This window comes from Curtobacterium sp. MCSS17_016 (assembly GCF_003234255.2).
In the GTDB taxonomy this organism is placed as follows: Bacteria; Actinomycetota; Actinomycetes; order Actinomycetales; family Microbacteriaceae; genus Curtobacterium; species Curtobacterium flaccumfaciens.
Map to the genome: position 1 here is coordinate 2,221,688 of NZ_CP126254.1, position 19,854 is coordinate 2,241,541.

General features: G+C 72.0%; 15 protein-coding genes. 1 reads left to right on the forward strand and 14 read right to left on the reverse strand.

Features of this window, described 5'->3' with window-relative positions; genetic code table 11:
- Positions 1–53: 53 nt before the first annotated feature.
- From nusA to DEJ19_RS10590, 9 genes are all read right to left on the reverse strand, one after another.
- Complete coding sequence (gene nusA, locus DEJ19_RS10550; RefSeq protein WP_071414715.1) at positions 54–1,049, reverse strand: transcription termination factor NusA; 996 nt, start codon at positions 1,047–1,049, stop codon at positions 54–56.
- A gap of 203 nt (positions 1,050–1,252) precedes the next feature.
- On the reverse strand, positions 1,253–3,004 hold the full coding sequence (locus DEJ19_RS10555) for a proline--tRNA ligase (RefSeq protein WP_111233004.1): 1,752 nt from the start codon (positions 3,002–3,004) through the stop codon (positions 1,253–1,255).
- Positions 3,005–3,706: 702 nt separating this feature from the next.
- Positions 3,707–4,861, reverse strand: coding sequence for a flavodoxin-dependent (E)-4-hydroxy-3-methylbut-2-enyl-diphosphate synthase (gene ispG, locus DEJ19_RS10560; protein WP_173034028.1), 1,155 nt, complete (start codon positions 4,859–4,861; stop codon positions 3,707–3,709).
- Positions 4,862–4,917: 56 nt separating this feature from the next.
- On the reverse strand, positions 4,918–5,478 hold the full coding sequence (locus tag DEJ19_RS10565; protein WP_110864592.1) for a cysteine hydrolase family protein: 561 nt from the start codon (positions 5,476–5,478) through the stop codon (positions 4,918–4,920).
- Positions 5,475–6,953 carry a purine-cytosine permease family protein gene (locus DEJ19_RS10570; RefSeq protein WP_111094227.1) on the reverse strand — a complete coding sequence of 493 codons (1,479 nt, stop codon included), beginning with the start codon at positions 6,951–6,953 and terminating at the stop codon, positions 5,475–5,477. The genes DEJ19_RS10565 and DEJ19_RS10570 overlap by 4 nt, the downstream gene beginning before the upstream one ends.
- Positions 6,954–6,977: 24 nt before the next feature.
- The gene (locus DEJ19_RS10575; protein ID WP_173034034.1) at positions 6,978–8,312 is read right to left on the reverse strand and encodes a M50 family metallopeptidase; all 1,335 of its coding nucleotides are present in this window, start codon (positions 8,310–8,312) and stop codon (positions 6,978–6,980) included.
- Positions 8,313–8,440: 128 nt separating this feature from the next.
- Positions 8,441–9,553 carry a 1-deoxy-D-xylulose-5-phosphate reductoisomerase gene (gene dxr, locus DEJ19_RS10580; protein WP_111233005.1) on the reverse strand — a complete coding sequence of 371 codons (1,113 nt, stop codon included), beginning with the start codon at positions 9,551–9,553 and terminating at the stop codon, positions 8,441–8,443.
- 2 nt (positions 9,554–9,555) lie between these two features.
- Positions 9,556–10,527: an FKBP-type peptidyl-prolyl cis-trans isomerase gene (locus tag DEJ19_RS10585; RefSeq protein ID WP_071404621.1), complete on the reverse strand. Its 972-nt coding sequence runs from the start codon at positions 10,525–10,527 to the stop codon at positions 9,556–9,558.
- Between the two features lie 6 nt (positions 10,528–10,533).
- Positions 10,534–11,043 carry an OsmC family protein gene (locus DEJ19_RS10590; RefSeq protein WP_111053976.1) on the reverse strand — a complete coding sequence of 170 codons (510 nt, stop codon included), beginning with the start codon at positions 11,041–11,043 and terminating at the stop codon, positions 10,534–10,536.
- 34 nt (positions 11,044–11,077) lie between these two features.
- Here DEJ19_RS10590 and DEJ19_RS10595 point away from each other — a divergent pair, with 34 nt between their 5' ends.
- On the forward strand, positions 11,078–12,070 hold the full coding sequence (locus DEJ19_RS10595) for an asparaginase (protein ID WP_111233006.1): 993 nt from the start codon (positions 11,078–11,080) through the stop codon (positions 12,068–12,070).
- Positions 12,071–12,121: 51 nt separating this feature from the next.
- Here DEJ19_RS10595 and DEJ19_RS10600 read toward each other — a convergent pair whose 3' ends face one another.
- From DEJ19_RS10600 to DEJ19_RS10620, 5 genes are all read right to left on the reverse strand, one after another.
- Complete coding sequence (locus tag DEJ19_RS10600) at positions 12,122–12,892, reverse strand: hypothetical protein (RefSeq protein ID WP_111233007.1); 771 nt, start codon at positions 12,890–12,892, stop codon at positions 12,122–12,124.
- A gap of 65 nt (positions 12,893–12,957) precedes the next feature.
- Positions 12,958–14,955, reverse strand: a complete 1,998-nt coding sequence (locus DEJ19_RS10605) for a zinc-ribbon domain-containing protein (protein WP_111233008.1) — start codon at positions 14,953–14,955, stop codon at positions 12,958–12,960.
- On the reverse strand, positions 14,952–17,429 hold the full coding sequence (locus DEJ19_RS10610) for a TgpA N-terminal domain-containing protein (RefSeq protein WP_111233009.1): 2,478 nt from the start codon (positions 17,427–17,429) through the stop codon (positions 14,952–14,954). The genes DEJ19_RS10605 and DEJ19_RS10610 overlap by 4 nt, the downstream gene beginning before the upstream one ends.
- The gene (locus DEJ19_RS10615) at positions 17,426–18,739 is read right to left on the reverse strand and encodes a DUF58 domain-containing protein (protein WP_258377379.1); all 1,314 of its coding nucleotides are present in this window, start codon (positions 18,737–18,739) and stop codon (positions 17,426–17,428) included. The genes DEJ19_RS10610 and DEJ19_RS10615 overlap by 4 nt, the downstream gene beginning before the upstream one ends.
- A gap of 98 nt (positions 18,740–18,837) precedes the next feature.
- Positions 18,838–19,809 (reverse strand): AAA family ATPase, encoded by a 972-nt coding sequence (locus DEJ19_RS10620; RefSeq protein WP_027465773.1) that lies wholly within the window; start codon positions 19,807–19,809, stop codon positions 18,838–18,840.
- Positions 19,810–19,854: the final 45 nt, after the last annotated feature.

Consider the following 19,854-nt stretch of genomic DNA (forward strand, 5'->3'; position numbering starts at 1 on the left):
GGACGTGCGCGATCCGGCGCGCCCTCGCAGGGCGCGCCGGGAGCGAAATCGTCCTAGTCCTCGCCGTCCAGGATGGAGTCCGGCTGGATGTCGATGCGGGCGCCGGTGAGCTTCGCGGCGAGGCGGGCGTTCTGCCCTTCCTTGCCGATCGCGAGCGACAGCTGGTAGTCCGGCACGAGCGCGCGGACGGCCTTCGTCGAGGCGTCGAGCACGAACGCGCTCGTCACCTTGGCCGGCGACAGGGCGCTCGCGACGAACGATGCGAGGTCGGACGAGTAGTCGACGATGTCGATCTTCTCGGCACCGAGCTCGTTCGTGACCGCACGGACACGTGCGCCGAGCTCGCCGATGCAGGCACCCTTCGCGTTCACGCCGGGCTCGTTCGCCTTGACGGCGATCTTCGTGCGGTGGCCGGCCTCGCGGGCGAGCGAGGTGATCTCGACGACGCCGGACGCGATCTCCGGGACCTCGAGTGCGAAGAGCTTCCGGACGAGGCCCGGGTGGGTGCGCGACACGATGATCTGCGGGCCCTTGTTGCCACGGGCGACGCTCGTCACGTAGACGCGGATGCGGGAGCCGTGCTTGTACGACTCCCCCGGCACCTGCTCTTCGGGCGGCAGGATCGCCTCGATCGTGCCGAGGTCGACGTGCACCATCTTCGGGTTCGGGCCCTGCTGGACCACGCCCGCGACGATGTCGCCTTCCTTGCCGCGGAACTCGCCGAGGATCTTGTCGTCGCCGATGTCGCGCAGGCGCTGGTTGATGACCTGCTTCGCCGCGAAGGCCGCGATGCGTCCGAAGTCGCTCGGCTGGTCGACGGCTTCACCGATGACGGTGCCCTCGTCGTCGAGCTCGGGGACGTAGACGCTGACCTCGCCGGACTTGCGGTCGAGCTCCACACGCGACTGCGCGTGGGCCGGCTCGCCGTTCTCGTCGGCGTGCTTCTGGTAGGCGGTCAGGATGGCAGATTCGATGATCTGGACGAGCTCGTCGAACGGGATCTCCCGCTCGCGCTCCATGAGTCGCAGGACTGCGAGATCGATCTTCACCGAGATGCCTCCGTATTCAGATGAGTCGCTCCTGCGGGGTGGAACTGCGCAGAAGTCGGCCACAAGCGTACCCCAGAACCAGGAGACGGACAGGAGGCCCGTGGCGACGTCGCACCCCTCCCTCGCAGGCTCGGTCGGCGCGCCCCGCGTGACGCTGGCGCGTCACCGCTGAGCGGGGCACGCCCGTCCGTCAGGGGTCGCGTCTAGATCACGCGGACCGCGTCGAGCAGCTCGGCCACCGGCACGTCGCGGCGGTCGCCGGTCGCGCGGTCCCACAGCTCGACGACGCCCTCGGCGGCGCCGCGACCGGCGACGACGACGATCGGCATGCCGAGCAGTTCGGCGTCACGGAGCTTCACGCCGGGCGAGACCTTGGGGCGGTCGTCGTACAGCACGTCGAACCGCTCGCCCTCGAGCTCGGCGACGACGGACGCCGCCAGCTCGTAGGCGACCTGGTCACGGCCGGTGGCGACGATGTGCACGTCGAACGGCGCGACGTTCTTCGGCCAGACCAGGCCCTTCTCGTCGTTGTGGGACTCGGCCAGGATCGCGAGGATGCGGGTCACGCCGATGCCGTACGAGCCCATCGTGACCGTCGCGAGCTTGCCGTTCTCGTCCTGCACCTTGAGACCGAGCGCCTCGGCGTACTTCCGGCCGAGCTGGAAGACGTGCCCGATCTCCATGCCGCGCGCGGTCTCGAGCGGGCCGGAGCCGTCCGGGGACGGGTCACCGGCACGGACGTCGGAGACCTCGACGACACCGTCGGCCACGAAGTCACGGCCGGCGACGAGGCCGGAGACGTGCACGCCGCGCTCGTTGGCGCCGGTGATCCAGCTCGTGCCGTCGACCACACGGGGGTCGACGAAGTAGCGCAGGCCGGTGGCGCTGTCGGCGCCGAGGACCTGCGGGCCGATGTAGCCCTTCACCAGGCCCCGGTGCTTCTTGAAGTCGTCGTCGCCGGCGGCCTCGACCTCGGCCGGGGCGAACGACACCTCGGCGCGCTTCAGGTCGACGTCACGGTCACCGGGCAGGCCGACGACCACGACCTCGCGCGTGCCGTCGAGGTGGGTGAGCGCGAGGACGACGTTCTTCAGCGTGTCCGCCGCGGTCCACGGCGCACCCTCGCGCGGCGCGACCTGGTTCGCGTGGGCGACGAGCGTGTCGATCGTCGGGGTGTCCGACGCCGGCAGCAGCACGGGCTCCGGCTGGCCCTCGATCGGCAGCGACTCGGGGACGGGGGTGACGTACGCCTCGACGTTGGCCGCGTAGCCGCCGGCGCTGCGGACGAAGGTGTCCTCGCCGACGCCGATCGGGTGCAGGAACTCCTCGGACTTGGAGCCGCCCATCGCGCCGGCGTCGGCCTTGACGATGACGTAGTCGAGGCCGAGGCGGGCGAAGATCTTCTCGTACGCGTCCCGCATGACCTGGTAGCTGCGCTCGAGGCCCTCGTCGGTGAGGTCGAACGAGTACGCGTCCTTCATGGTGAACTCGCGGCCGCGCAGGAGTCCGGCGCGGGGCCGGGCCTCGTCGCGGTACTTGTCCTGGATCTGGAACAGCGTGACCGGCAGGTCCTTGTAGGACGAGTACAGGTCCTTCACCAGGAGCGCGAACATCTCCTCGTGCGTGGGGGCGAGCAGGTAGTCGGACCCCTTGCGGTCCTGCAGGCGGAACATGCCGTCGCCGTACTCGGTCCAGCGGTTCGTCGCCTCGTACGGCTCACGGGGCAGGAGCGCGGGCAGCAGGACCTCCTGCGCACCGGCTGCGACCATCTCGTCGCGGATGATCGCCTCGATCTTGGCGCGCACCCGGAGGCCGAGCGGCAGCCAGGCGAAGATCCCCGGGGACTGGCGACGGACGTACCCGGCGCGGACGAGCAGCTTGTGGCTCGTCACCTCGGCGTCGGAGGGGTCGTCGCGGAGCGTACGGAGGAACAGATGCGAAAGCCGTGTGACCACGGGGCAAGCCTAGTGGCGACGGGCCGACGGCGCGGGTTCGCTGCGGTGTCCCCGCCGCTGGGCGCGAGCGGCGCGGTTCGGCACGGTGCGCGGTTCGCTGGCCGGTGCGCCACCAGCCGCTGCGTGCGCGCCTGCAGGCTCGCACGGGGCGATCAACGCGGCGGCCGCTCGCGAAGTCCGCACTGTGCGGAGGGGACGCGCGTCGAGCAGCCGCAGCGGGCCTCCGAGCCGGTCCGCGGTGCGTCGCCCGCGTCGGCCGCGCCGCGGGCGCCGTCGGCGACGCGGAGCAGAGCCGCACGGTGCGAGGTTCGTCGGCCGGTGCGGCGGCAGCCGCTGCGTGCGCGCCTGCAGCCTCGCACGGGGCGGTCAATCCGGCGGCCGCTCGCGAAGTCCGCACCGTGCGGAGGGGACGCGCGTCGAGCAGCCGCAGCGAGCCTCCGCGGCGTTCCCCGGTCCGGCACGCGCGTCGCGGGCGCCGCCGGCGACGCGGAGCGGAGCCGCACCGTGCGAGGTTCATCGGCCGGTGCGGCGGCGGCCGCTGCGTGCGCGCCGGCAGGCTCGCACGGGGCGATCAACGCGGCACGGAAGCGCGAAGCGCGCACCGTACCGACCGGCGATGGCACCAGTGCCGGTACCGCACGACGACGGACCGGAGGCCCGGTGCCAGCTGGCACCGGGCCTCCGGTCGGAGGGTGGTCGCGCCTACGGCGCCATGATCACCTGGGGCGTGCCGGTGGCGGCGGCCGGACCCATCTCGTCCGCGATGCGGTTCGCCTCGTCGATGAGCGTCTGGACGATCTCGGCCTCGGGCACGGTCTTGACGACCTGGCCCTTGACGAAGATCTGCCCCTTGCCGTTGCCCGAAGCGACGCCGAGGTCGGCCTCGCGCGCCTCGCCCGGGCCGTTCACGACGCAGCCCATGACGGCGACGCGGAGCGGGACGGTCATGCCCTCGAGCCCCTTGGTGACGTCGTTCGCGAGCTGGTAGACGTCGACCTGCGCGCGACCGCAGCTCGGGCAGGAGACGATCTCGAGCTTGCGCTCGCGCAGGTTGAGCGACTGCAGGATCTGCAGGCCGACCTTGACCTCTTGCGCGGGCGGGGCGGAGAGCGACACGCGGATGGTGTCGCCGATGCCCTCGGCCAGCAGGATGCCGAACGCGGTGGCGCTCTTGATCGTGCCCTGGAACTCCGGGCCGGCCTCGGTCACGCCGAGGTGCAGCGGCCAGTCACCGGCGGCGGCGAGCTGCCGGTAGGCCTTGACCATCACGATCGGGTCGTTGTGCTTGACCGAGATCTTGAAGTCGTGGAAGTCGTGCTCCTCGAACAGGGAGGCTTCCCACACCGCGGACTCGACGAGCGCCTCGGGGGTGGCCTTGCCGTACTTCTGCAGCAGGCTCGGCTCGAGCGACCCCGCGTTCACGCCGATGCGGAGCGAGACGCCTGCGTCCTTGGCGGCCTTGGCGATCGCGCCGACCTGGTCGTCGAACTTGCGGATGTTGCCCGGGTTGACGCGGACGGCGGCACAGCCGGCGTCGATCGCCTGGAAGACGTACTTCGGCTGGAAGTGGATGTCGGCGATCACGGGGATCTGCGACTTCTTCGCGATGATCGCCAGCGCGTCGGCGTCGTCCTGCGTGGGCACGGCGACCCGGACGATGTCGCAGCCCGAGGCCGTGAGTTCAGCGATCTGCTGCAGCGTCGCGTTGATGTTGGTGGTCTGCGTCGTGGTCATCGACTGAACGGACACCGGGGCGTCGCCGCCCACGAGCACCTTGCCGACCCGGATCTGCCGCGACTTGCGACGCGGAGCGAGGGTTTCGGGGGACTTGGGCATACCGAGGTTGACTGCGGGCACGTGAGCACTCTACGCGCTCGGTCTGACCGTGCCGGGTCCGGTCCCCGTGCGTCTGTTCAGAGCTCCCGGACCGAGTCGACGACCGTGATCAGCGGGGCGTAGAGCCGCATCACCGCGAGCGCTCGGTCGTGGTCCTCGTCGCTGGCGCCGGCACAGGCGTCCGCCACGACGGTCACCGACGCACCGGCGTCGGCCGCGGCCAGCGCGGTCGACAGCACGCAACAGTCGGTCGACACTCCCGTGAGCACCAGGTGCGGGTGGTCGCCGACGACGGACTGGAGGCTCGTCCCCCACTTGCCGAAGGTCGGTTCCGTCACGACGGGGTCGTTCCGGTCCGCGGCGGCCGACGCGAAGGGCTCGGTGAGCGCGTACAGGGGGTCGGCCTCCGGCACCAGTGCGAAGGGCCAGTCGCGGTAGTACGGCACCCACGCACCCTCGGGCTCCGCCGGAGCCACGAAGCGGGTGAAGACCGTGCGGCCCGTGAACCGCGGGAGGAGCCGCTCGATGCCGGCGCCGGCGTGGTCGTAGCGCGGGGCGGCCCACGGGTTCTCGCCCGTGAAGACCTGCTGCATGTCGATGACCACGAGCCAGGCGTCGTCGGGGATCTCCGCGCTCATCGCAGGTCGTCCGGGGTGGCGAGTGCTTCCTGGCGGCGGATCGAGCCGCGAGCGAACAGCAGCGTGCCGAGGAACCCGACGACCAAGGCGACGAGGACGCCGAGGTTCGCGTAGGCCCACGGCCCCTCGCGGCCACCGAGGCCGAACGGGCCGAGCAGGTAGCCCTGCCAGTTGAGCCAGGCCGGGACGCCGTAGGTGTTCGTCACCAGGCCCCACCCGAGCACGGTACCGAGCACGACGAGCGCGATGGGCAGCCACCGGACGTCGCCGTAGCGCCCGCGGCGGTCGTCGAGCTCGGCTTCCGCGTAGGCGCGTCGACGGAGCAGGACGTCGGCGACGAAGATCCCGGCCCACGCCGCGATCGGGACGCCGAGGGTCACGAGGAAGGCCTGGAACGGCGAGATGAAGTCCTGCGCGAAGAAGGCGACGTAGACCGCACCGGCGACCATGATCACACCGTCGACGCCCGCGGCCGCCGGACGCGAGATCTTCACGCCGACGCTCAGCAGTGCGAGGCCCGACGAGTAGATGTCGAGGACGGCTCCCCCGACGAGCCCGAGGATCGCCACGATCGCGAACGGGATGAGGAACCAGACCGGGAGCAGCGTCGTGAGCGCGCCGATCGGGTCGGCTCCGATCGCGTCGTTCAGGTCCGGTGACGACCCTGCAAGCATCACGCCGATCACCACGAGGACCGCCGGTGCGAGGGCACCGCCGAACGTCGTCCAGCCGACGACCCCGCCCGTCGAGGCATTCCGTGGCAGGTACCGCGAGTAGTCAGCGGCGGCGTTCACCCAGCCGAGTCCGAACCCGGTCATCACGAGGACGAGCGCCCCGATGACGTTCTGCCCGCTGCCGGACGGCAGGGCACCGAGCGCTGCGAAGTCGATGGTCGGCGCGGCGAGCACGATGTAGACGACGGTCAACACGGCGGTGACGACGGTGATCACGGTCTGCAGGCGCATGATGACGTCGAACCCGGCGATGCCGGCTCCGACGATCAGTGCGGCGACCACGATGAGCGCGACGATCTTCGTCAGCACCCCGCCGTCCCAGCCGAGCTCGGTGAACACCGTCGAGGTCGCCAGGACCGCCAGGGCGGCGAGCGACGTCTCCCACCCGACGGTGAGGACCCAGCTGAGGAACGACGGCACCCGGTTGCCGCGGACCCCGAAGGCCGCGCGGCTCAGCACCATCGTCGGCGCGGACCCGCGTTTGCCGGCGATCGCGACGACGCCGCACAGCAGGAACGAGAACACCACCCCGATCACCGAGACGATCGTCGCCTGGGCCAGCGAGATGCCGAAACCGAGGACGAAGGAGCCGTAGCTCAGGCCGAGCACGGAGATGTTGGCGGCGAACCACGGCCAGAACAGTCCACGTGGGGTGCCCTTCCGATCGGACTCGGCGATGACGTCGAGGCCCTGGCGCTCGACGGTGCGAACCTCGGGAGGGTTCGGGGCGGCTGTGGTCATCCGCTGAGCGTAGCGCCGGAGCGACTACCCGAACAGGTTCACCGGCCGCACGATGTCGGCGTAGATGAGCAGCGCGCTCATGCCCGCCAACAGCACCACGACGACCATCGTCAGCGGCATCGTCTTCGCCAGGTCGATGGGCCCCGGGTCCGCCTTGCCGACGAGCTTGAACGACCGTCGCTTGATCGCTTCCCAGAGCGCACCCGCGATGTGTCCGCCGTCGAGCGGCAGCAGCGGCACCATGTTCAGCACGAACAGGCCGATGTTGAGCGAGGCCAGCAGCCCGAGGATCGTGTACGCCTTGTCGACGACGGGGACGCCGCTCATCGACGAGACCTCGCCGATCGCGCGGCCCACGCCCACCACCGACACGGGGCTGTCCTGCGACCGCTCCTGGGCACCGAACGCGGCGTTCCACACGGCGACCAGACGCTGCGGCAGGTCGATGATCAGGTGCGCCGACGCCGCGATCTGGGCGCCGGTCGCGGGCAACACCTCGGCCGGGGACTGCCGCACCAGGGACTGCCCGATGCTGACGCCGACCACGCCGACGCGCTGGGTCTTCGTGGTGCCGTCGTCGTTCTTAACGACCTTGCCCTCGGCGTCGTAGACGTCGCGGGTGGCGGTCGTCGGGGTGATCTCGAGGGTCTTCCGGGCACCGTCGCGCTCGACGACCACGGTGACCTGCTCACCGGCGGACTCCTGGAAGACCTCGGAGACGCGGGTGATCGTGGGGTCCTGCTCGCCGTTCACCGAGAGCACGACGTCGCCGGACTCGATGCCGGCCTGCTTCGCCGGGGACACCGCGTCGCCGGGCGAGCACTCGGTCGTCTGGCTGTTCGGCAGCACGCACCCGACGCTCGACGTGAAGGTCGTCGTCGGCGCCCCGAACCCGCACAGCAGCACACCGAACAGCACGATGCCGATGACCAGGTTCATCGCCGGGCCCGCGACCATCACGATGATCCGCTTCCACGGCGTCAGGCGGTAGAAGGCACGGGAGTCGTCACCGCCGGAGTCCGCGATCTGCTCGGCGCTGGCCTGGCGGGCGTCCTGCACGAACGCGCCGTACATGCCGGTGTTCGTGATGGCGTTCGCCCGGCCCGAGGCGCGCGGCTTGAGCATGCCGACCATCGAGATGTACCCACCGAGCAGGATCGGGCGGATCCCATACTCGGTCTCACCCCGCTTGAACGACCACATCGCCTTGCCGAAGCCCAGTGAGTACTGCGTCACCTTGACGTTGAAGAGCTTCGCGAAGGACAGGTGCCCCAGCTCGTGGAGTCCGATCGAGACCAGCAGGCCGATGATGAAGACGACCACGCCGAGGACGAAGAGCAGGACGGATTCGACGGTCACCGGGAAAGAGTACGGGACTGATTCCATGACGGAGCCGAGCGCCGTCTGAGAGGTGATCTGGGCCTCCAGGCCGGTGCGTCACGTCCGCGGTCTGCCGCCTCCGCGTCGGACGGGAGGCGCGACTCGCGTCAGCGGGTCAGCGCGCGGTCCGCAGCGGTGCGGGCCCACTGCTCCGCCGCGAGCACGCCGTCGAGGGACGGCTCCCCCGCGGTGTGCTCCTCGACGACGCGCTCGACCGTGTCGACGATGTCCAGGAAACCGATCGCGCCAGCGTGGAACGCGGCGACGGCCTGCTCGTTCGCGGCGTTGAACACGGCCGGGAACGTCCCGCCCAGCTCGCCCACCCGCTTGGCGAGGGCGACGGCGCCGAAGGCGTCCTGGTCGAGCGGCTCGAACGTCCACGTGCTCGCGGCCGTCCAGTCGAGCGGCACGCCGACGCCGGGCACCCGGTCCGGCCAGGCCAGGCCGAGCGCGATCGGCAGACGCATGTCCGGCGGCGACGCCTGGGCGATGGTGGAGCCGTCGACGAACTCGACCATGGAGTGCACGATCGACTGCGCGTGCACGGTGACGTCGATGCGGTCGTACGGCACGTCGAAGAGCAGGTGGGCCTCGATGACCTCGAGCCCCTTGTTGACCAGGGTCGCGGAGTTCGTCGTGACGACGAGACCCATGTCCCAGGTCGGGTGCGCCAGTGCCTGGGTGGGGGTGACGTCACGGAGCTGCTCGCGGGTGCGCCCACGGAACGGACCGCCACTCGCCGTCAGGACGAGCCGCTGCACCTCGGCGTCGGCGCCGGAGCGCAGCGCCTGCGCGATCGCGGAGTGCTCGCTGTCCACGGGCACGATCTGCCCGGGCGCCGCGGCCTGCTGCACGAGGGAGCCGCCGACGATCAGGCTCTCCTTGTTCGCGAGGGCGAGCACGGCACCGCTCTCGAGCGCCGCGAGCGTCGGGCCGAGGCCGACCGAGCCGGTGATGCCGTTCAGGACGACGTCGGCCTCGACGCTCCGGACGAGCTGCTCCGAGTCGGCCGCGCCAAACGCCGTGTCGTGGACGCCGAACCGGGCGGCCTGTTCCGCGACCAGGTCGCGGTTGCTGCCGGCGGTGAGCCCGACGACCTCGAACCGGTCGGGGTTGCGGGCGACGACGTCGAGCGCCTGGGTGCCGATCGAGCCGGTGCTGCCGAGGACGACGATCCGCCGACGGTCCGGACCGGTGGTGCCGAGGCGGCCGTCCGTCACGGTCAGCCCTTGGCGAGGATGTCGACCACGAAGACGAGCGTGGCGTTCTTCGGGATGCCCGAGCCCTCCTGCGGGTTCGCGCCGTAGGCGTCCTCCGGCGTGGCGACGATCAGGACCTGCGAGCCGACCTTCTGCCCGACGAGCCCGGTGACGAAGCCCTTGATGAGCGCGCTCTCCGACACGGTGAAGGTGGTGGGGACACCCTTCGACCACGAGGAGTCGAACTCCTTGCCGGTGTCGTAGACGACGCCCTTGTACTGCACGAGTGCGGTGTCGCCGTCGGCGATCTCGGTGCCGTCGCCCTGCTTGAGCACCTCGACCGTGGTCTTCGTGGGCGCCTTGACGCCGTCGGGGACCGTGATCTCCGGCTCGCCCGAGGCCTTGTCCTTGACCGTGGGCAGGCCCGGGTCCTGGTCCTGCGGGGTACCGGTCGCCTTGGTCGGGGTCTGCGCGACGACGTCGGCGACCACGACGATCTCACCGCCGGTGTTGAAGCCGAGTGCCGAGGACTGTCCGACCGCGGCAACCCGGTCGCCCACCTTCGAGCAGGCGAGGAGCGCGCCGAAGCCCGATCCGCCGACGGAGAGCACCTGCGGGTTGCCCTCGTCGAAGCCGACGGTGCCGAGCTTCTTGGCGTCCGATGCCTCGTACACGCTGTAGGAGACCTGCGCGTAGTCGCCCTCGTCGAGCGCCGCGCCCTTGCCCTTCACGAGGCGGGTGGCCTGCGGCGTCTTCGCGGACAGGCCGGACGAGAACTTCACGGTCGGGGCCTTCGGACCACCGAACGACCCGGTCGCCTTGATGGCGTCTGACGACTTGCCCGGGTCGGGGCAGGAGGTGATCGCCGAGGCCGTGGCACTGGCCGACGGGGTCGGCGAGGCCGAGGACCCGTTCGAACCGGAGCCGGAGCAGGCGGCGAGTCCCAGCACGACGGCGGGGACGATGGCGATCGGGAGCAGGCGGAGACGCTTCACGAGGACCTAGTCTGCCCCACCTGTCGAAGAGTCCCCTGCCAATGACGCAGGTCGGACGACCAGCTGCGGCTCGTGGTGCACCGGGAACGCCACGGACCGCGCGATGAAGCAGAGCTCGTTCGCGGTGACGTGTGCGGCTTCGGCGTCCGCGGCCCGGTCGGCTTCGAGGATGGTGACGACCGGGTGCAGGGTCGCCTCGGTCAGTTCACCCGAACCGTCGCGGTTCAGGCGGAGCGACGCGGTCGCGGTGTCCTGGTAGTCGACGACGGTGAAGCCCTTCGTCACCGCGACGTGCAGGTAGCTGAGCATGTGGCACTGGGCCAGCGCCGCGACCACCATCTCCTCGGGGTTCCAGCGGTCACGGTCCCCGCGGAACGTCGGGTCGGCGGAGCCGGGGACGTCGGGCTTGCCGGTCGCCGAGACCACGTGTTCGCGTCCGTAGTCGCGGTACCCGGAGGTGCCGGTCCCGCGGTCGCCGGTCCAGCTGACGGAGACCTCGTAGGAGTGGTCGTGCACGGGTGCGCCCCTTCGCCTTGGCTAGCATGGCGGCATGACGGAGAGCCCCGAAGTCCGCAGTGATCGCCATCCTCTCACCGCCGACGGTTCCGTCGAGCTGGCGGTGCTCGAACGCTCAGGGTTCGACGAGAGCCGGCACGTCGGCGCCGGAGTCGTCGTCGACGCGAGCGGCACCGTGATCGACTCCGTCGGCGACGTGACCGCGAGCATCTACCCGCGTTCCACCATGAAGCCGTTCCAGGCCCTGGCCGTCCGACGTGCCGGTGCGCTGTTCTCCGACGAGGAACTCGTCCTCACCACCGCGAGTCACGCCGGCACCGCGGCGCACCAGGCGCTCGCCCTGCACATGCTCGAGTCCTTCGACCACGTCGAATCCGACCTCGGCTGCCCGCCCGACATGCCCTTCGACCGCGGGACCGCCCGGACGATGGACGGCCCCCGCCGCCTGGCGATGAACTGCTCCGGCAAGCACGCCGGCATGCTCGCGGCCTGCCGGGTGAACGGGTGGGACGAAGCCACGTACCTCGACATCGAGCACCCGCTGCAGCAGCGGGTGCGTTCCGTCGTCGAGGAGTACACGCACGAGACCGTCGACCTGGTCGGCACGGACGGCTGCGGTGCCCCCGTGTTCCCGCTCACCCTGACGGGGTTGGCACGCGGGTTCGCCGGTGTGGTGGCACGGGCCGACGACGACTCCGCCGCGCTGACCGACGCGGTCCTGGCGCACCCGTGGGCGATCGACGGCGTCGGACGCGCGAACACGGTCACCATCGAGCGATTGCAGGTGCTGGCGAAGCTCGGTGCCGAGGGCGTGATGGTCATGGGGTTGCCCGGAGGCGCGGCCGTGGCCGTGAAGGTGCTCGACGGCTCGCAGCGGGCCGGCACCCTGGCGGCCCTGGCGCTGCTCGAGCGGAACGGGCTCGTGGCGCCGGACGGGGTGGCCGAGGTGCTCGAGGCGACGGGTGAGCGGGTGCTCGGTGGTGGCGTGCCCGTCGGCGCGGTGCGGGTCGGCGCCGGGTTGCGCTGATCGTTGGTCGGCGCTGGTCAAGGGTCAGCGCTGGTCAAGAGTCGGCGGTGGTCATCGATCGGCGCTCACGGGGTCGGGGACGAGGACCGGCAGCGCCGGGGACACCCGGACGACCGCGTGGTCGTCGGGTCGACGAACGGAGCAGCCGTACCGCGAGACCTCGACGGTGACGTCCCGCTGACGAGGCGCCGATCCGAGTCCGGCCACGAGCACCACGGACCCGTGCGGTCGGCCGTCGGCCCCCATCCGCACCACGACCGAGGTCCCCCATGGCAGGGCGTGCACTGACAGGCTGCTCGCTGCCCGGATGCTCGCTGACCGGGCGCTCGGGGCTGGATCGGCGCTGCTGGTCCCCACGGCGTCGAGGACCTCGGGAGCAGCGGCCCAGCGCAGGTCCTCGTCGGTGTGGACGGCAGCGGCTCGGAGCTGCTCGGCGAGCCCGCGGAACACCGCGACGGCGAGTGCTCCGGCACCGACGACCACGACGTGGGACACGGCGTCGACCCGGAGCACACGGTCGCCCGGACCGTGCCCGAGGACGAGTGCCGGCGTGCCGTCGCCGTCCCCGGGAACGGTGCCCGTCAGCGTTTCCGGCGCACCGAGCGGTCCGGGCTCGGCGGGCTGGTCAGGTCCGCGCGGAGCGACGACCGCGACCGGGTCTGGCGAGGCCGAACGGTGCAGCACCACGTCGACCAGCGCGCAGCACGCACCCGCGCCGAGCAGGACGCCCTGCCCCGCGCCGCTGATCGGCGCGAGGACCCCGGCCACGACGAGCGCGACCGCGGCCCCCACGATCACGCAACGTGCGGTGAACCGGGACATGACCCCATCGCACCAGGAACGAGCAGCTCAGCGCTGGCCCGGGACCCGATCTGTGGAGAAGTCGCCTACTGCACCAGGAAGAACTGCTCACCGATGTCGACGCGGGCACCACGCTCGACGCGGTACCGACGACCGGGCTCGCAGCGGCGGATCGATCCGTCGATGTGCCGGACGACCGTGCCGTTGCCGGAGAACCGGTCGGAGACCCACAGGTCGTCGCCGTCGCGGCCGAGCTCGAGGTGCGTCTTCGACACGGACTTGCCCGGGTCGTGCACGGTCAGCAGGTCGTCGTAGCGCTCCCCCGGCTGCGGTCGCGGCAGTCGGCCGAGCAGGCCCGTGCCGTGGACGCCGAGCCGCTCACCCGTGCTGAAGTGCAGCACGAACGGTGCCCGCGTCGGGGTCTTCGCGACGATGCGGGTCTCGTCGACGTCCTCGTCGAGGTCGTCGAGCGCGTCGGCCGCTGCGGGCGACTCCGACCGGTCGACGGGCGGGAGCGGCAGCGCGGGTCCGGTCGCTCCCGGGATCGGGGGCAGCGGTGCAGCGGAAGGCACGCCCGCGGTGTCGGCGGACGGTACCGAGGAGGGGACGGTGGCGGAACCGGGCACCGGCGGGATCGGCGTGCGCGGCACGGCGGACGCCTCGGTCGGCGGATCAGGCTCGGTCACCGGGACAGCGTGCGCCCCGCGGGGACGTCGGCCGGCATCGGACTGCTCGACCTCGGCGCGGAGGGACTCGTCGTCCACCGGGATCTCGTCGTCCGGATCGTCGCCTGCAGCGCGCTCGTCGGACCCGTTCGGACCCGCGGGCACGGCCGGATCCGCGTCGGGCTCGTCCAGCACGTCCGGCTCGTCCGCAGCATTGCCCGCGTCGGCGGCCTGCGGCCCGTCGGACTCCTCGGCTGCCCAGTCGGGTCGGGTCATCGGCAGCGGCATGACCGGGCCGGTGAAGGCCGCGGTGACCGCCGGACGGACGGCTCCGCACTCGCCGCAGAAGATGTCGTCGGGTTCGAGCCGGTTGCCGCAGACGTGGCAGATGGTCGTCTCGTGCATGCCCGGGGTGACGAGCGGGGCCGGACGGGGCGGTCGACGGTCGATCAGTGGCTCGACCACGGCCGTGTCCCCGGGCTGCGGGGGCGACACGACGGCCGGCTGGTCGTCGGTGGCGCTGGTCTCCGACGCCGCCACGATCGTTTCGTCGGGCTCCGGCTCGGAGGCGTCCCGGGCACCCTGTGCGTCCCGGGGTTCCTGGGCATCCTGTGCGTTCTGGGGTTCCTGTGCGCCGTGTTCGTCGGGCGCAGGAGCCGCAGCGTCATGCTCGCCAGCAGGTTCGGCGGGTGCTCCCGGCATCGGCGGGACGACCGGATCGGCCGGCGCCTCGGCAGCCGGGGTACCGCGACCGACCCACCAGGACGGACCGGCGGGTGCCGCCGGGGGTGCGGTGGCAGCGGGCGGCGCCCACACCGGAACGGAGGGCTCGACAGCGGGCGGCGGCTCGACGGGCTGGGGCTCGACGGGCTGGGACTCGACGGGCTGTCGCACCGCCTGGTCCGACACCGACGACGGAGCATCGCGGATCGGGTCCTCGGGTGTCTCGGGGCGACCGGGAGCCGGGGCGATCCGCGTGCGTTCGGGGTCGTCCGCATCGAGGGGTTCGGACGGGTATGCGTCGGGGTCGAGGGGAGGCTCGGACTCGCCCGGCGCACCCGACCAGTCCTCGAGCCCGGAGCCGGCACCGTGCACATGGGAGGGGGCCTGGCGCGGCGCGAAGTCGTCAGGACGCTGCACCGGCACGGGTGCCGGCGGTTCGGTCCCGCGACGGTCGGCACCGGTGAGCCAGGCACGGGTGGCGGGATCGAGCGTGGCTTCGGGCAACCAGGCGTCGGAAGCCGGGTCGGACCGTCGGCCGTGTGCGTCGGGCTGCTGCAACGGTGGCGGCGGCGCCTGTTCGACGGGGGTCGGCGCGACCGGGCGACGGCTCGCGGCGGCGGTGACCGCGCGACCGCACTCACCGCAGAAGATCGCTCCGTCCGGGAGCATCGATCCGCAGTGTTCGCATCTGATCACGTGGTGCCTCTGTCCTCACTCGGCCGTCCACGACGCTCGTCCGGCCTCTGGACATCGTAGTCGCCGCGCCCCGACGCAGCCTGGCCGCCGGTCCGCCGACGGGACCGTGCCGTCGGACGGCGTCCCGTTCCCCGCAGGGACCGGAGCGAGACGGCGGTGCGGAACCGCTCCCGCCTGGTCCGCCCTGTCCGGAGCGAACCGATCGCGTCGTCGGTCGCCGCCCACATGCGGTCGGCGGTGGTCTGGTCGGCGTCACTCGGACCGAACACCGCACGGTCGGCCAGCGCGGCGAGTCCGGTGCCACCGTCGCCCGGTGCACCGACCACGGCTTCGCGTCGGGTTGCTGCCTGCCGCACGTCGTGCCCGCGGTCGAGCAGTGCGTCGCGGTACTCGTCCCAGGCGCCGACGATGCGGCCGCGCGGCGTGGTGGCGTTCCGTCGTCGGCGGCGCCGCAGTCGCTTCAGCAGCACGATGACGGCGAACGGCAGCAGGACGAGCGCGACCACGCCGAGGGTCCCGAGGGCCCAGGGCAGCACCGCGAGCAGGATCTGGAGCCAGAGCGGCTGCACCGGCGGCGTGTTCCGGTCGCTCTCGGGGGGCGTCTGCTGGTCCTGGTCCTGCCGGTCGACCGGGGGCGGCGGCACCACCGTCTCGGGTCGGGTGACCGGCTGCGGGGTCTGCTGCTGCTCGTTCGGGATCTCGCGCACCTCGGGGTTGGGGTTGAGCATCACCCATCCCCACTGCGCGGTGTCCACCTCGATGCGGGCCGTGACGTCGGACCCACGGAAGGTCGTCGTCCCGCCACGCGCTGCGGTGCCGTCGCGGCCCGAGTCTCCCCCGGCCGTGAAGCCCATCACGACCCGTGCCGGGAACCCGATCTCGTCCGCCATCAGTGCGGCCGCCGCGGCGTACTGCTCCTGGTCCCCGATCATCAGGGGTGCGGTGAGGAGCTCCTGGACACGGTCGGCACCGTGACCGGACCGACTCATCCGGTCGTCGCCGACACCGTGGCTGACGTACCCGTTCCGCTGCAGCGACTGCACCGCGGCGAGGAGCTTCGCACCGGGTGCCGACACGTCCTTCGTCGCGGACTCCACGGTGTCGCGCACGGCGTCGGGGACGTCCCGTGCGGTGGGCACGGCGGCGCTCCCCGGGCGCGCGGTGGCCAGCTGCCGTTCCGTCGGCTGGTCGGGCAGCACCGCCGTCAGGTCGTAGGACGTGCCGTCTCCCACTCCGCCGACCACGGCGCCGGTGCCGGTCGACCCGTTGTAGAAGAAGGCGCCGCGCTCGTCGTCGGCGTCCTGCCCGGTGAACTCCACGCGCTCCAGGTCACCGACCGTCGGCAGCCACACACCGCGGTACCCGTCGACCGTCACGCCGACGTCGACCGTGGTGCCCCGGACTCCACGGACGTCGACCGCGGTCGGTACCCGTTCGAAGGTGCCCGAGCCGGCGGAGCCATCGGTCCCGCCGACGCGGTAGACGACGCCGTCGTAAGTGTCGAGCGTCGCGATGCGGACGAACCCGCCCTCGGGCAGACCGGTCACCCGGAACTGGGTCGCGTCCGAGGCGGTGGACTCCTCGTAGGCGCGGAACCCGCTGAGCGGACTGACGTAGTCGCGTGGGTCGAAGGGCTTCACGACGTCGGTGCGTGCGACGGTGCGCTCACCCGACGGAGGTGCCACCAGGCCGAGTCCGGTCGCGACGACCGCCGCGGCCACGATGGTGCCGGTTCCCACGAGGGCGGGGCGGACGATCGACCGCGCGACCGGCACGCGTGCACCGATGGTGGTCGCCACCGCGACGGCGCGACGCGCGTGCCGCACGGTCAGCGCCCAGACGAGGGCGAGGCCCACCAGGACGACCGCCGTCACGATCGACGTGTCGAGCCGGCTCGGCCCGACGACCACCCCCACCGCGAAGAGCACCAGTGCCGGGATGCTCGCGAGTTCCTGCCTGGAGGCGCGGGTCGCCACGCTCACGGCGGTCACCGTGGCCACGAGCAACGTCACGAAGTACGGCACGAGGAGCGCCTCGTAGGAGCCCACCGGCAGGCTGATGGTCACCAGCTGCTTCCAACCGAGGGCGACGCCGGCGAAGAGGTCGAGGAGGCCGCGTCCGGTGGGCAGCAGGCCGTTCGCTTGGCTCGGCACGGCGGCGGGGACGCCCGTGAGCGTGAAGGCGGCGACGGTCGCGACCGCCACGACGGCCATCGGGAGCCGGAACAGGGTGCCGAGGAGCGCGACGACCGTCCCGATGACGATCGCCGTGACGGCGGCGGTGATCATCGCGCCGTCCCGGTACACCGGCCACCAGGACGTGCTCGCGACGGCCAGCAACAGCCAGACCGCCAGCGTGCCGCCGGCGAGCCGGAACGGCACGAGCCGCCGTGCGTCGCGACGGTCGGACCGCCGGGTCGAGCGCCTCGCCCGGTCCGGTGCCCCGGCCGGGGTGGTCACGGGTGCGGCGCTCATGCTGCCGAGGCCGATCGGTGCAGAGCGTGCCGGAGGTCGTCCAGGTAGCCGATGGTCATCACCGTCAGACCCGCGACGCGCAGGAACCGCGGCTGGGCCTCGGGCTCGCAGATCACCGCGACGACCTCTACCCCGACGGGGAACCGCGTGGCGGCGAGTCGGAGCGCGGGTAGGCCGACGGTCGACCCCACCACGAGGAACGCGACGGAGATGCCCTCGGTGTCGCTGCCGACGATCCGGGAGACCTCGGCGATCGGCAGGCACGCGTCAGCGAGGCCGACCGAGGCGAAGTCGTCGAGCAGGCGCGTCGGCGTGACGGTGGGGAGCGTCCGCACGGCGTACACGGCACGCTTCGCGAACTCGGGCGTGCGCTGCGACACCACGACCGAGACCTCACGGCCGTCGCGGATCGCCCGCGCGCCGAGGGACGCGGCCGCGCTGACCGCGAGCTCGAACTCCTCGTCGTCGGCGAACTCACCGCGGGCGATGCCGAGCGCGACGACGAGGTGCGAGCGACGGGTGTCCTCGAACTGCCGGACCATGAGCGCGCCGGACTTGGCGGTCGACTTCCAGTGGATGGTGCGCGGGTCGTCGCCGGGCATGTACTCGCGGATGGCGTGGAAGGCGATGTCCGCGGGTGACAGGTCCGTCGTCGCCTGCCCCTCGAGGTCGCGCACCAGGCCGGTGCTCGTCGACGGGATCGCGATGGTGCGCGGGTGCACGATGACCTGCTCACGGGCGGTCCAGACGAGCTCGCGGCGCACGAGTCCCACCGGGTCGGCGCGGACGCCCGTCACGGGACCGACGTCGAGCACCCCGCGGCGGAGCGTCGAGACGGGGACCTCCCGCTCGAAGGTGCCGTGCGGCCCGATGGCCGGGATGGCGACGTCGACGAGGCCGGATCCGACCGGGACCTCGACGGTGGTCGGCACCGACGGCAGACGCGTGGGATTCTCGGCCGTGATGATCACGCCGGCGTCGTCGCCGACCGCCACACGGTGCTGCGGCAGCCGCATCCGGATCGCCAGCCGCGACCGGCCGATCAACGCCACCGCGGCGACCACCGCGAGCACGGCGCCGGCGAACCCGACGACGACGATCTCCCGCAGGCCGAACCGGTAGCCGGTCACGAACGCGACGAGCGTCAGGGCGGCGACCGTCCACCCGAGCCCCGTGACGACGGAGGAAACCTCGCCCCAGAGACGCAGGACGAGCCTCCAGGCCGTTGCCCAGAGCCGGACGATCCCGATGACCGCATCCGCTGCGACGCCCTCGCGGTCACCGACGATGCGCGTCCGCACGTTGGTCATGCCGGTGACCGTCCCCGTGCGCTCGTACGCCGTCGTGCCACGACGCGACCGCGTCGAGGACGGACGGCGCGAGCGCGTGGAGACGGGCCGGCGGTCCGTCACGTCGTGACTCGGTCGGCAGGCGGCGGGGTCTCCACCAGGAGCTGCGCGATGACGCTCGGCGCGCTGACGCCGTCGAACTCGGCCTCGGCGTCGAGCACCAGGCGGTGCGCGAGGACCGGGACGGCCAGTGCCTTCACGTCGTCCGGCGTGACGTAGTGGCGACCGCTCAGCGCCGCGAGGACACGGGAGGCACGGATCAGGCCCATCGCCCCACGGACACTGACGCCGAGCCGGACCTCGCTCGCCGAGCGGGTCGCGTCCACCAGACGGGCGACGTAGTCGGCGATCACGGCGTCGACGTGCACGGTGCGCGCCAGGGCGGCCATCTCGGTGATGGTCGCGGCGGGCACGACGCTCGCCAGCGGGACCGACGCCGACGGAGCCGACGAGGTCTCGAGGATCTTCACCGTCGCGGCGTGGTCGGGGTAGCCGATGGACGTCTTCATGAGGAAGCGGTCGAGCTGCGCCTCGGGCAGACGGTAGGTGCCGGCCTGCTCGATCGGGTTCTGGGTCGCGATGACCATGAACGGCGCGGCGAGACGGTGGTTGACGCCGTCGACCGTGATCGCGGACTCCTCCATCGCTTCGAGCAGCGCGGACTGCGTCTTCGGGCTCGCACGGTTGATCTCGTCGGCGAGCACGATGTTCGCGAAGACCGGCCCGCGGTGGAAGTCGAACTCCTGCGTCCGCTGGTCGTAGACGCTGATGCCGGTGATGTCGCCCGGCAGCAGGTCGGGGGTGAACTGGATGCGGTTCGTGGTGCCCTGCACGCTCTGCGCCATTGCCCGGGCGAGGCTCGTCTTGCCCGTTCCGGGGACGTCCTCGAGGAGCAGGTGCCCCTCGCTGAGCATCGCCGTGACCGCGAGGCGGATCACGAACGTCTTCCCGAGGAGCACCTGCTCGACGTTGGTCACGATGCGGCCTGCGACGTCGGCGAACCAGGTGGCCTGCTCCGGGGTCATGCTCATGCGGGGTGGTCCTTCGGTCGTGGCGGGAGGTGTGCGGCGGCGGGA